The sequence below is a fragment of the Acinetobacter pittii ANC 4050 genome (genome assembly GCF_000399685.1).
Lineage (GTDB): Bacteria > Pseudomonadota > Gammaproteobacteria > Pseudomonadales > Moraxellaceae > Acinetobacter > Acinetobacter pittii_E.
Window position 1 is genome coordinate 330,673 of record NZ_KB976987.1, and the last position, 12,535, is coordinate 343,207.

Sequence of the window (12,535 nt, forward strand, 5' to 3'; positions counted from 1 at the left end):
AAAAAAAGAGAAATGAGATTATTCATTTCTCTTTTTTTTTTAGAAAAGCCTATTATTTCTTTATTGCATTTAACACAGCATAAGCTGCTTTAATGCGTTCTTCATTGGGAATACGTTTATTAGTTAACATGACTAAACCAATATTTTCTTTAGGAATGAACACGACATATGTTCCAAAACCGTTAGTCGATCCAGTTTTGTGGAACATCTTAACGGAAGGTTCTTTTGAAATAGCAGTTACTTTATTAGGTTTCATCACGATTTGTTCTGAATTACTGTCTAATAAAGTTTGTAAAGGTGCTGGATAAGAAAACTCTTCCCAACCTAGTGCTTGATACATCGTACCCACTTGGTAGAAACCTTGATGTGTTTCATTAATTGCACGTTGAATATCTGCTGGATATTTCTGCGGGTTCAGGTTGGCATTAATAAAACTCAGCATATCTGGTAGGGTAGATTTAACGCCGTATGCTGGTGCATCGAGCGGACCAGGATTAACGCGAATCGGCTGATTTTCTTGGCTATAGCCAAATGCATAGTTTTGCATTTGAGTTTTAGGCACATTTACATAGCTATGTTTTAAGCCAAGATCTGTAAAAATGGTTTTTTCCAAGACTTGGTCGAAAGGTTTATTCATAGACAAAGCAACAACTTTTCCAAATAAACCAATGCTTGGATTTGAATATTGTCGATATTCACCGATTGGGTTTTTAGGTTTCCATTCTTTGAAAAACGTTAAAACTTGCTGTTCTGTTTTTACTTCATCTGGAAATTGCAAGGCAAGGTTGCCACTGGTATATGTCGCAAGTTGAAGTAAATTCACTTGATCAATCGGTGTATTTTTTAGTTCTTTCCAATATTTTCCGGGCGTGTCATCAAAAGAGATTGTTCCTTTTGTTTTGGCATATCCGCCTGCTGTAGCGGTAAATAATTTACTGACCGAGCCTAGCTCAAAAATGGTACTACTATTAACGGCTTTTTTATCTTGAACGGATTGTAGACCATAATACATTTCATACTTTTTATTATTTTGAATAACACCCACAGCCATACCGGGCACATCATATTTTTCTAATAAAGGCTTAAAATTTTGATCAACCAGTTTTTTGATCTCTTGCTCTTTTGGTGTATTACCCGCATAAATTGAGCTACTAAAAATAAAAAGAGGCGGTAAAAGTAAGCAAGAAATTTTTTTAAATTGCATGATTAACTCATAAATTATTTAAAAATAAAGATGGGTACTTTTATAACAAAAATCACATAATTTAATTGTTATGTTTTATGGAGTTCGCGAAGTATTAAGATGTAAAAAAAGCCCAACTGAGTCGGGCTTTAATTAGTTTACTAAATAAAAATTAGTAACTTTCAGGTACGGCACTTAAGAACTCACGACGTGCTTCTTTATCAGTTTTAAAATCACCAATAAATGACACAGTACGTGTAGTTGATTCTTGCTTACCTACACCACGCATCATCATACACATATGTGCTGAATCGATAACTACGGCTACACCACGAGCACCAGTCACTTCAGCCACAGCTTCTGCGATTTGCTGAGTCAAGTTTTCCTGAATTTGCAAGCGACGTGCAAACATTTCAGTAATACGGGCAAATTTCGACAAGCCGAGAACTTTGCCTTCCGGTAGATAGGCAACATGAACACGACCATAGAATGGAAGGAGATGATGTTCGCAAAGCGAATAAAATTCAATATTCTTCACCAATACCATTTCATGGTTATCTGATGGGAAAACAGCATTATTGGTGACTTCTTCTAAAGTTTTACTATAGCCAGAAGTTAAATATGAAAAAGCTTTAGCCGCACGCACAGGCGTATCTTTAAGGCCGGGACGATCAAGATCTTCACCGACGGCAGTCAGAATATTTGCGTACGATTGCTGCATAGACATAAGAATGTTCACTTACACTGGTTGAACAAAACGGCATTCTATCAGAAAACTATAAAAAGTCTGAATTCTGTAGAAAATGCCGATTATTGTTGGTACTTGGGATTTTTTTCTGCACGTTTAAGCAGTACGAGAACGGCACCTGTGCCACCTTGATTTTCTGGAGCGCTTACAAAGGCTAAAACATCGCGGTGTTGGCGTAACCATCCGTTGACATAGGTTTTTAAGACAGCTTCTGGGCCCTTACCATGTACGATCTTGATCACATTTTGATTTTCATCTTTTGCGATCTGGATAATTTGTAGAACCGCATCACGTGCTTGTTCAATGGTACAGCCGTGTAAATCGACAGCTTCAAACCAACGCATCTTGCCAGCTTTTAAGTCTTCAAAAACTTTATGCTGAAGGGTAGCAATGCGATAGCTTAAGGTTGCTTGGCTTGCGACAGGGTTTAAAGCCGCTTGAGTATCAGATAACTCGGCATGTTCAGTGTCACGCCCGCCTTCGGCAGCTGCACGTTTTGCTAACGTTTGAGCATCAACTTTTTTTACGCGAGGGGGTCTCACATCAGCAATATTACTATTATTGATGGGTTTAACACCTGCTACAGCGCTTTGAAACAGATTTGCATTTTCCAATTCTTCAGACTCAGCCTGAGGTTGTTTGACCTCAGGCTGACTTGCGATTTTGCTTGAATGAGGATTGGAGATTTGCTTTTTAAATTGCTTCAATAACTTTTGTTGCTCTTTAGAAAGCGATGAATCTTTATTACTCATATATCTTCTATTAAACCGTTTGGGGTTGTCCAAAAAGGGCACTAAAGGCTTGATCGGGTCTTGGTTGTTTCATAAAACTTTCACCAACCAAGAAGGTGTGAATATCATGTTCTTGCATCATGCGAACATCATCTGGAGTGGCAATACCGCTTTCAGTCACGAGTAAACGAGAGGCAGGAAGTAAATTTTTCAAACGAATTGATGTGTTTAAATCAACATCAAAGGTTTTTAAATTACGGTTATTCACACCTAATATACATTGCTCAGACAACTTTAAAGCACGTTCAAGTTCTTCTTCGTCATGAACCTCAACCAATACATCGAGTTGATGTTCAAAAGCAGTTTTAGACATTTCTTCGAGCTGCTGGTCTGACAAAGAGGCAACAATCAATAAAATACAGTCAGCATGTAAAGCACGTGCTTCAACTACATTATATGGATCAATCAGAAAGTCTTTACGTAAAGCGGGTAAAGCACAGTGGCTTCTTGCGATTGCGATATTTTCATCTGCACCCTGAAAAAAATCAACATCAGTTAAAACAGATAAACACGCTGCGCCAGCTTGTTCATATTGTTCGGCAATTTCAGCAGGATTAAAATCTGCACGAATAACACCTTTTGATGGAGACGCTTTTTTAATTTCAGCAATCACGGCAGGGCGTTTGTGTTGTAACGCTTTTGCAAATCCTCTTACCGGAGTTGCAGCTTTCGCAAGTTCTTCAACATCCTGTAAATTACGTTGTTTTAAACGCGCAGCAAGTTCCTCATGTTTACGGTCAACAATTTTACCTAAAATGGTATTTTGAATATTAATCATGAGAAATCCTTAATCTGCCTGACATTGTTTTAATGTTTTGGTAAATTCAGCCAAAACACTCATTTTTTCTAAAGCTTGTCCGCCGTAGATAATATCTTGAGCGAATGAAACAGCTTGAGCATAGGTTTTGGTAATACCAGCCACATAAATTCCTGCACCCGCATTAAGTGCAATCATGTTTGCTGCTTTTTCACCAATAGCAGTTTTATTTTTACCTAACGCATCTTTAATTAGCTTTAAGCTGGCAGCGGCATCTGCAACAACTAAACCATTTAAAGTTTGTGATTCAATTCCGACATCTTCTGGGGTAAGCGTCCATTCAGTAATTTCGCCGTCTTTGAGTTCTGCAACAGCAGTAGGAGCAGCAAGGCTGATTTCATCGAGTCCATCTCTTGAATGAACCACCATGACATGTTCAGCACCGAGTTGCTTCATAACTTCTGCAATCGGACGACAAAGCTCATCTGAAAATACCCCAATCACAAAGCGTTTTACGCCGGCCGGATTCGTAAGCGGGCCAAGTAAATTGAAAATGCTGCGAACACCAAGCTCACGACGTGGGCCGACAGCATATTTCATTGCTTTGTGATGATTTGGAGCAAATAAAAACCCTACACCCATCTCACGAATGCAGCGTTCAGTTTGTTGCATGTCTAAATCAAGATTAATTCCTGCTTGCTCAAGTAAGTCTGATGAACCTGATTTACTTGAAACGCCTCGGTTACCATGCTTTGCAATGGTTGCGCCTGCTGCTGCAATGACAAAGCTTGAAGCAGTAGACACATTAAACAAATTTTGACCGTCGCCGCCAGTACCCACAATATCAACTAAATATTTGATATCGCTCACATCAATTTTGATGGCGAATTCACGCATAACACGTGCGGCAGCAGTAATTTCGTCAATACTTTCACCTTTCATGCGAAGGCCCATCATCAAAGCACCAATTTGTGCCTCGGTTGCCTCACCTTGCATGATGCTGCGCATAATGTCTTCCATTTGCGGCTGAGTCAGGTGAATATTTTTTGTTATATGGTTAAGTGCTTGTTGAATATTCATAGTAATCACTTATGCATAAATATCTAAAAAGTTTTTAAAGATTTGATGGCCATGTTGACTCAAAATAGATTCTGGATGGAACTGCACACCTTCGATAGGCAATGTCTTATGTTTAACACCCATAATTTCTTCCATTGAGCCATCTGCTTCATTGGTCCAACACGTGACTTCAAGGCAATCAGGCAGTGTTTGCTGATCAATCACCAAAGAGTGATAACGAGTTGCCGAGAATGGGCTAGGAAGATTACTGAAAATACCTTTGTTACTGTGGTACATATCAGATAAACGTCCATGCATAACCGTTTTGGCTCTTACAATGTTTCCGCCAAAAGCTTGCCCAATACTTTGATGCCCTAAACACACGCCAAGCAAAGGAATTTTTCCGGCAAAGTGATTAATTGCAGGAATGGAAATACCCGCTTCACTTGGAGAGCAAGGACCAGGACCAATAACCAGATATTTAGGTTGCCATCGTTCAATATCCTCTAATGTGACTTGATCATTGCGAACTACTTTTACTTCCTGATTCAACTCGCCAAAATATTGGACGATGTTGTAGGTAAAAGAGTCGTAATTGTCGATCATTAGAAGCATGATGAACTTAACCTCATGATAATTAATATATATTTAATTAAGTGACTAGAGTTTTACTCACAATGTTACTTACTTTTTAAAAAGTACCTTTATTTGATCAAATAAAAAGCCGCTTTCTAAGCGGCTAATATAACAAAAAAAGAAGTAACCAGTTTAACTATTTCATTCGTTAGACATTTGAGAAAAAATTAAGCTTTGATGCATATTAAGTTTGTTTAAAAATAGAGATAAAGACACTAAAGGCAGAATAAGCTTTTCATTAGAAATAAAAAATTATTCTGCCCCCATAAAAAGAGAAGATTAAATCTTACGCGTGTTATAAATCAGCCAGTCTAAGACCTCTCCCGACAAATGTTCAGCGAGTCTTTCTTGGACGGTTTGATGGTAATGATTTAGCCAGTCTTTCTCTTCATTTGTTAGTAGGTCAACTACGATACAGTCTAAATGAATTGGACAAAGTGTGAGCGTTTCAAACTCTAAAAATTCACCGTAAGTTTTTTCAAAGCCTGAGTGAAGTTTGTTTGCAACCAAATTCTCAATACGAATACCATATTGTCCTTCATGGTATAGACCCGGTTCATTAGAGAGAATCATTCCTTCACGCAATTTGCTGTAGGCATGTACAGGCGCATAGTAAGAAAGTACTTGTGGGCCTTCATGTACGTTAAGTGCAAAGCCTACGCCGTGACCTGTTCCGTGTCGATAATCTAAACCATGTTGCCATAAAGTATGTCGACAAATTGAATCGAGTAGCGGTGCAGCTAACCCTTCTGGATAAATAGCTTTTGCCAAAGCAATGTGACATTTTAAAACCAGCGTATAGTCACGTTTTTGTTGCTCCGTTGGTGTTCCCACAGGAACAACACGAGTGATATCAGTTGTTCCATCTACATATTGCCCGCCAGAGTCAATGAGTAATAGACCATCGCCCTCAATGAATGAGTATTGCTCTGGAGTTGCACGGTAGTGAGGTAGAGCACCATTGGCGTTAAAGCCTGCAATCGTTGAAAAACTTGGTCCTATAAATCCGTCTTGCTGAGCGCGGTAGGCAGTAATTTTCTCATCGATAGTTAGTTCTGAAATGCGTTCACCCTGATGAAGTGCTTTTTCTAGCCAATGGAAAAAGTGACAAAGCGCGACTCCATCTTTAAGCATTGCATGGCGGATATGAGCAATTTCGCTTTCATGCTTGCGCGATTTAAAAAGTGTACTTGGGTTGATGTCGTATACAACCTGAATATCTTTTGCGATGGCTTGTTCATGAAAAATCGATACTTTTGCTGGATCTAAAAGCACAGATGGATCAGAAATATTCGTTAAAAACTTAGAGGTATCTTCATAATTACGAATTTCGATGCCATCGGCTGCGAAAGCTTGTTGAATGGTTGAGTCTATTTTACTGCTATCAATAAACAGAACAGCTTGCTCTGCACTAATATAAAAATGAGAAAGAAAAACTGGGTTGTATTCTACGTCTTGTCCACGTGCATTTAAGACCCATGCAATATCATCTAAAGATGAAATGAAATGCCCCGAAATATTCTTGCTATGTAAAGTCTCACGAATAGCCTGAATTTTTTCTTTACGAGAGAGTGCATTTAGCCCTTCAGGCATTAAATGGATTTTTTCAGAGGGTAGTTCTGGGCGGTCTAACCAAATCTCTCCAACTAAATCTTTTTGAGTCTCGAGTTTATAGCTATGAACTCGTGCAGTATGTTCGAGCGCTTTAAATTGTTGAATAGATAAGGTATGTCCATTTACGGCAATGATCGAATTTGCTGCTAAGTTTTGTGTAATCCAAGCTAAATGTGTTGAAGACTCATCACTTGTTAATTTTTGAAGATTAAAGCCAGTTCCAACCAGTTGTTGCTCGGCTTGTACCCAATAGCGGCCATCTGCCCATAGGCCAGCAAACTTTTGTGTCACCACAAGCGTACCAACAGAACCACTAAAACCACTGAGCCATTGTCTTGCCTTCCAATAGTCTGGTAAATATTCTGACATGTGGGGATCGGCACTCATCACAACAAATGCATCAATTTGCTGAATGCGCATGAGTTCGCGAAGTTTTTCAAGTTTTTCTGGAATAGTTAAAACGCTCATATAGTTTCCAAGTCAGGTTGAACTTTACTGGTAGTTTTGTTCATTAATTTATTAATAGGTTTCTTTAATAAAAATAACACGATTGCGCCAATCACTAATGCCAAAACACATCGCATAAACAGGGTGGGTAAATGATCAATACTATCTGCCGATACATGCCCGCCAATAAGACCCGCAATGAGATTACCTAAAGCTGTACCTGTAAACCACAGACCCATAATTTGACCGCGTATAACATCAGGTGCAAGTCTGGTCATGGTTGATAAGCCAATCGGGCTTAAACAAAGTTCACCTATGGTAAGTAAAAATACAGTACTGACTAACCAAAATGGTGAGACTAAACCGCCAGCAATTGCGAAACGACTCGCAAAAGACATGAGTAAAAAGCCGCCTGCTGCGAATAACAATGCAATGATAAATTTGCTGATATAGCTTGGGTCTTTATTTGACTTACCTAGCTTCGCCCATAACCAAGCTGCAACTGGAGCAAAAACAATAATAAATAGGGCATTAATTGATTCAAACCATACCGTTGGTATTTCAAATCCGAAAACAATACGGTCTGTATAATCTTGCGCAAATAAAGTAAAAGTTGTGGGCTTTTGTTCAAAAGCTGACCAGAAGAGGGCAGATGCTGCTAATAAAACGAAACAAATAATAATTTTAAATTTATCATGCTGCTCTAAATTTAGGAAAAGTAGTAAATACGCAAAATAAGCAATAATTCCAATCCCAATTGCAACTGTTAAATAAGTTGCTACTGCGACTGGATTGATATGTATGATGCCAAAGAAGGTAAGAGCACTAATGATTGCGACAGATAGTAAAAAGGAGAAAGCAATTTTGGGCGCATTTTTATTTTCAACAATGGGTTTATTGCAATTGTCATTTTCTTGACGCAACTGATTAAAAGTTTGTAGCTGTGGAATAGCAAAGATACGAAAAATAAGTAATGCAACTAACATCCCAAGGCCGCCGATTCCAAAACCTAAGTGCCAGTTATGATCACGTGCTAATAGACCCGTAAGAAGGGGAGCAATAAACGATCCCATATTAATCCCCATGTAAAAAATGGAGAAACCGGCATCTCGTCTACTATCCTGAGCTTTATATAAGGTTCCGACAATCACTGAAATACAGGTTTTAAATAGACCTGATCCAAGCACAATAAGAACTAAACCGAAATAAAAAAAGAATTGATCAAAAATGGTAGTGAGGGCAATTGATAAATGGCCTAGCGCAATAATAATGGAACCGTACCAGACCGATCGTGCCTGACCTAACCAGTTATCGGCAATCCAACCACCAAAAACAGTCATTAAATACATAGAGCCCGCAAATAACCCAACAATTGCTGCAGCGGTTGGACGGTCAAGGCCTAAACCACCGTCGTTGACCATTGCAATCATATAAAGAACGAGTAAAGGCCGTATACCATAATAAGAAAATCTTTCCCAAAGCTCTGTAAAAAATAAAGTTTTTAGGGGTTTTGGATGGCCGAAAAAAGCTCTGTCATATTGTTCGAGTTCATGCTTCATTTCAAATCCTTTGAACTGATTGGTAGTTTATAGAAAAGCAAACTTTTAGTTTGTTTAATTATAAAAAAAAGTTATGTTTCATTTTTTAGATTTTTTTAACTTGAAAAGCAAGTTTGTCATGTATAAAAAAGGTATATAACAAACGGTAAAAATTAGATCAGAAAAATTATAAGGTGAGGTGGGTTCTATAAAGTTTTTACTGCACCAAAGCTGATCAACTCTTGCTTTAGTACAAAGAACAATAAGATCAAAATTAGATTAATATTTTAAAGCTTTAGAATTTCAATGGATGAGTATGAACTCATAAACTATTCCATTTTTAAAATATCTATTCAGACGAAGTCTTTTTAAAGCCCTTATTAGCAAATCGTGGTGTATATACCATGGGCTCAGCTCTAGCTTAAAAATTTCATATAAAATAGATTATTATTTTCATGCATTGCAGTAGGAAGGTCGGCTTTCTATATAAGAAAGTATTATGATCGTGAATAACTGCTAGATATTGATGCGATGATTCATATTGGCGCAACAATTTTGCACTAAATTAGGGCGATTGCGAGCTATTCTTGTATGCCATAATTTGAAAATGTCTGAATATGGTGCATTTAACTATGCAAACAGTATAATGGGTTCGAGACAAGGGACCTAAATCATCGATAGTTATAAGCAATTCAATGTTTTAGGTAAGTCTTATAAAGTTGGTATGAGAATTGCTATATAAATACCAGCAACTAACACGCACTTAACAAGTGCAACAAAATTTCATTGGAGCAAAATGAGCATGGCGAACAAGGTCCTTCAACTCATACAAGAAAGTGGCGCAAAATGGGTCGATTTTCGCTTTACTGATACTAAGGGTAAAGAGCAGCACGTAACTTACCCAGCTGATTCTATTGATGAAGATACTTTTGAAGACGGTAAAATGTTTGATGGTTCTTCAATCGCTGGTTGGAAAGGCATTGAAGCATCTGACATGATTTTACGTCCAGATGCAGAAACTGGTTTCATCGACCCGTTCTTTGCTGAACCAACTGTAGTTGTGACTTGTGACGTTATTGAACCTTCAACAGGTCAAGGTTATGAGCGTGACCCACGTTCGATTGCTCGCCGTGCAGAAGAATACTTAAAATCTACAGGTATCGGTGATACTGCATTCTTTGGTCCAGAACCAGAATTCTTTGTATTTGACGAAGTGAAATGGGACATCGATATGTCTGGCGCTCGTCATACATTAATCGCTGAAGAAGCTGCTTGGTCTACTGGTAAAGACTACGAGTCTGGTAACTCTGGTCACCGTCCACGTGTTAAAGGCGGTTACTTCCCAGTTCCTCCAGTTGATTCTTCACAAGATATGCGTGCAGAAATGTGTGCGAAAATCGAAGACATCATGGGCCCAGGTCGTGTAGAAGTACATCACCACGAAGTTGCTTCTTGCCAGTTAGAAATTGGTGTGAGCTTCAATACACTTGTACGTAAAGCTGACGAAGTTCAACAGTTCAAATATGCTGTTTGGAACGTTGCACATCAATATGCAAAAACTGCGACCTTTATGCCTAAACCAATGGTAGGTGATAACGGTTCTGGTATGCACGTTCATATGTCTATCTCTAAAGATGGCAAGAACTTGTTTGCTGGTGATGAATATGCAGGCCTTTCAGAAATGGCGTTGTACTTCATCGGTGGTATCATCAAGCACGCTCGTGCATTGAATGCAATCACAAACCCATCTACAAACTCATACAAGCGTTTGGTTCCTCACTTCGAAGCACCAATTATGCTTGCTTACTCAGCGCGTAACCGTTCTGCTTCTATCCGTATTCCATACGTTTCTAGCCCTAAAGGTAAACGTATCGAAGCTCGTTTCCCAGATCCAATGATGAACCCGTACTTAGGTTTCGCTGCATTATTGATGGCTGGTATCGATGGTATCCAAAACAAGATCCATCCGGGCGAAGCTGCTGATAAGAACTTGTATGATCTTCCTCCAGAAGAAGAAGCAAAAATCCCAACAGTTGCTCATAGCTTAGATATGGCTCTTGAAGCACTTCAAGCAGATCACGAATTCTTGTTAAAAGGCGGCGTGTTCACTAAAGAAATGCTTGATGCATACATCGAACTTAAAACTGAAGATGTACGTCGTCTTAACACGACTACTCACCCAGTTGAATTCGATATGTACTACAGCTTGTAATACATATTTTCGTAAAAAAGCCTGCTTATGCAGGCTTTTTTATTGTTCAAAATGTTGATTGAATTCTCTACGTTTTTTATCAAAAAATTGGGGTAAACTAGGTGCGAGTTTTCATGTGAGCAGATTATGCGTAAACGGCAACCAGTACTTAAACAGGAAAAGACTTTAAATCCTGAATTGAAAACATGGTTGTATGCGTCTGGTTCTCTGACTCAACAATTAACTGAGCTTGGTGGTGGCCAGTTCAGTGTAAAACCCTTTAAAGAACACTTTCAGCGTTTAACTTTTGCAGATAGCCAATGGATGAATATGTCTCATGCTCACACTTCATGGGTAAGGGAAACTTATTTATATGGCTGTGGGGCAGAGCCATGGGTGAAGGCAAAAAGTATTTTTCCAATTCAAAGCTTACAAAAAAAAGCCCGTATATTTCAGCATATTGGTTCTAAGCCGATTGGCTTTTTTTTATTTCAAAGAACCACTCCGCTTTGTGACCGCCGTGTCATTCGTTTACCGGAAGGTTGGACACGGCAAAGTTGCTATACTTGGCATGGATGTAAATTTATCGTCCAAGAAACATTCTTACCGGCTTTTGAAGCTTTTTTAAATCAGCAGCACGACAAGGAATTACTATGACGACTGCAACAGGCACAACATGGCGTCAGCGCTTAGAAGCTTATTATTATCTATGTCGATTTGATAAGCCAGTTGGAACAGAACTGGTGTTTTGGCCAACCATGTGGGCACTCTGGGTTGCAGCAGAGGGGATGCCACCTCTACATATTCTTCTGGCGATGGTATTAGGCACAATTTTTATGCGTGCTGCTGGCTGTGCCATTAATGACTTTGCTGATCGTAAAGTCGATGGTCATGTAGAGCGTACAAAGACACGTCCTTTGGCAACTGGTGTAATTAGCCCAAGAGAAGCTATATATGTATTTTTAGCTTTAGTATTTGCGAGTGCTTGTACCTTGTTCTTTTTACCTATAGCGACATTTTACTGTGCGTTAGGAGGTTTGGTTCTAGCATTTATATATCCTTTCATGAAACGTTATACCCATTTACCGCAAGTCGTTTTAGGTATGGCATTTTCTTGGGGTATTCCAATGTCATTTACAGCAATGGGTAAGCCTTTAGATATAACGTGTTGGCTGCTCTATTTTGGTAATTTGGCTTGGACAGTTGCTTACGATACTCAATATGCAATTACTGACCGTGAATATGATTTAAAGATTGGTGTGAAATCTACCGCTATTCTTTTTGGTCGATATGACATCCAGATTATTGCGCTTTTACAGGCAACGAGTCTTGTTTTGATTGGTACTGCACTATATTTAGAAAATATCTTATTTCCATGGGCGATCATCGCTTTAGCGATTGTAGCCTTCGATTTTATATATCAAACAATGAAAACCAGAGACCGCAATCCTCAAGTCTGCTTTTGGGCATTCCGTCACAATCGTTGGGTTGGATTAATCATTTTTCTAGGAATATTTTTAAATTTCATATAGTAAAAATGACCATGAGGTTGAAAAGTGTTCTATGCAGAG

11 protein-coding genes are annotated in these 12,535 nt (G+C 38.7%); 3 read left to right on the top strand and 8 right to left on the bottom strand.

All coding sequences use genetic code 11. From position 1 onward, the window contains the following. Positions 1 to 52: 52 nt before the first annotated feature. The 8 genes from ampC to F931_RS05515 all read right to left on the bottom strand — a co-directional run bounded on the left by ampC (position 53) and on the right by F931_RS05515 (position 8,794). Entirely contained in the window at positions 53 to 1,204 is a 1,152-nt protein-coding gene (ampC, locus tag F931_RS05480; RefSeq protein ID WP_016140427.1) for an extended-spectrum class C beta-lactamase ADC-137, read from the bottom strand. 151 nt (positions 1,205 to 1,355) lie between these two features. Further along, positions 1,356 to 1,904 (bottom strand): GTP cyclohydrolase I FolE, encoded by a 549-nt coding sequence (gene folE / locus F931_RS05485; RefSeq protein WP_171067934.1) that lies wholly within the window; start codon positions 1,902 to 1,904, stop codon positions 1,356 to 1,358. A gap of 89 nt (positions 1,905 to 1,993) precedes the next feature. Beyond that, positions 1,994 to 2,683 (bottom strand): Smr/MutS family protein, encoded by a 690-nt coding sequence (locus tag F931_RS05490; RefSeq protein WP_016140429.1) that lies wholly within the window; start codon positions 2,681 to 2,683, stop codon positions 1,994 to 1,996. Positions 2,684 to 2,693: 10 nt separating this feature from the next. Beyond that, positions 2,694 to 3,500: an indole-3-glycerol phosphate synthase TrpC gene (gene trpC, locus F931_RS05495; protein WP_016140430.1), complete on the bottom strand. Its 807-nt coding sequence runs from the start codon at positions 3,498 to 3,500 to the stop codon at positions 2,694 to 2,696. Positions 3,501 to 3,509: 9 nt separating this feature from the next. Next, positions 3,510 to 4,559 carry an anthranilate phosphoribosyltransferase gene (gene trpD / locus F931_RS05500; protein ID WP_016140431.1) on the bottom strand — a complete coding sequence of 350 codons (1,050 nt, stop codon included), beginning with the start codon at positions 4,557 to 4,559 and terminating at the stop codon, positions 3,510 to 3,512. A 9-nt stretch (positions 4,560 to 4,568) separates the two neighbouring features. Beyond that, the gene (gene trpG, locus F931_RS05505; RefSeq protein ID WP_016140432.1) at positions 4,569 to 5,153 is read right to left on the bottom strand and encodes an anthranilate synthase component II; all 585 of its coding nucleotides are present in this window, start codon (positions 5,151 to 5,153) and stop codon (positions 4,569 to 4,571) included. A gap of 300 nt (positions 5,154 to 5,453) precedes the next feature. Beyond that, positions 5,454 to 7,256, bottom strand: a complete 1,803-nt coding sequence (locus F931_RS05510) for an aminopeptidase P family protein (protein WP_016140433.1) — start codon at positions 7,254 to 7,256, stop codon at positions 5,454 to 5,456. Beyond that, entirely contained in the window at positions 7,253 to 8,794 is a 1,542-nt protein-coding gene (locus F931_RS05515; protein ID WP_016140434.1) for a peptide MFS transporter, read from the bottom strand. The genes F931_RS05510 and F931_RS05515 overlap by 4 nt, the downstream gene beginning before the upstream one ends. A 775-nt stretch (positions 8,795 to 9,569) precedes the next feature. On the opposite strand from F931_RS05515, the gene glnA reads away from it, so the two are divergent. From glnA to ubiA, 3 genes are all read left to right on the top strand, one after another. Continuing rightward, positions 9,570 to 10,985 (top strand): type I glutamate--ammonia ligase, encoded by a 1,416-nt coding sequence (gene glnA, locus F931_RS05520; RefSeq protein WP_002052696.1) that lies wholly within the window; start codon positions 9,570 to 9,572, stop codon positions 10,983 to 10,985. A 126-nt stretch (positions 10,986 to 11,111) separates the two neighbouring features. Further along, positions 11,112 to 11,621, top strand: coding sequence for a chorismate--pyruvate lyase family protein (ubiC, locus tag F931_RS05525; protein WP_016140435.1), 510 nt, complete (start codon positions 11,112 to 11,114; stop codon positions 11,619 to 11,621). Continuing rightward, positions 11,618 to 12,496 (top strand): 4-hydroxybenzoate octaprenyltransferase, encoded by an 879-nt coding sequence (gene ubiA / locus F931_RS05530; protein ID WP_016140436.1) that lies wholly within the window; start codon positions 11,618 to 11,620, stop codon positions 12,494 to 12,496. Before ubiC ends, ubiA begins: the two co-directional genes overlap by 4 nt. Positions 12,497 to 12,535: the final 39 nt, after the last annotated feature.

Coding starts and splice junctions, on each gene's coding strand:
- ampC (WP_016140427.1), bottom strand. CDS start 1,204: ATGCAATTTAAAAAAATTTCTTGCTTACTTTTACCGCCTCTTTTTATT.
- folE (WP_171067934.1), bottom strand. CDS start 1,904: ATGCAGCAATCGTACGCAAATATTCTGACTGCCGTCGGTGAAGATCTT.
- F931_RS05490 (WP_016140429.1), bottom strand. CDS start 2,683: ATGAGTAATAAAGATTCATCGCTTTCTAAAGAGCAACAAAAGTTATTG.
- trpC (WP_016140430.1), bottom strand. CDS start 3,500: ATGATTAATATTCAAAATACCATTTTAGGTAAAATTGTTGACCGTAAA.
- trpD (WP_016140431.1), bottom strand. CDS start 4,559: ATGAATATTCAACAAGCACTTAACCATATAACAAAAAATATTCACCTG.
- trpG (WP_016140432.1), bottom strand. CDS start 5,153: ATGCTTCTAATGATCGACAATTACGACTCTTTTACCTACAACATCGTC.
- F931_RS05510 (WP_016140433.1), bottom strand. CDS start 7,256: ATGAGCGTTTTAACTATTCCAGAAAAACTTGAAAAACTTCGCGAACTC.
- F931_RS05515 (WP_016140434.1), bottom strand. CDS start 8,794: ATGAAGCATGAACTCGAACAATATGACAGAGCTTTTTTCGGCCATCCA.
- glnA (WP_002052696.1), top strand. CDS start 9,570: ATGAGCATGGCGAACAAGGTCCTTCAACTCATACAAGAAAGTGGCGCA.
- ubiC (WP_016140435.1), top strand. CDS start 11,112: ATGCGTAAACGGCAACCAGTACTTAAACAGGAAAAGACTTTAAATCCT.
- ubiA (WP_016140436.1), top strand. CDS start 11,618: ATGACGACTGCAACAGGCACAACATGGCGTCAGCGCTTAGAAGCTTAT.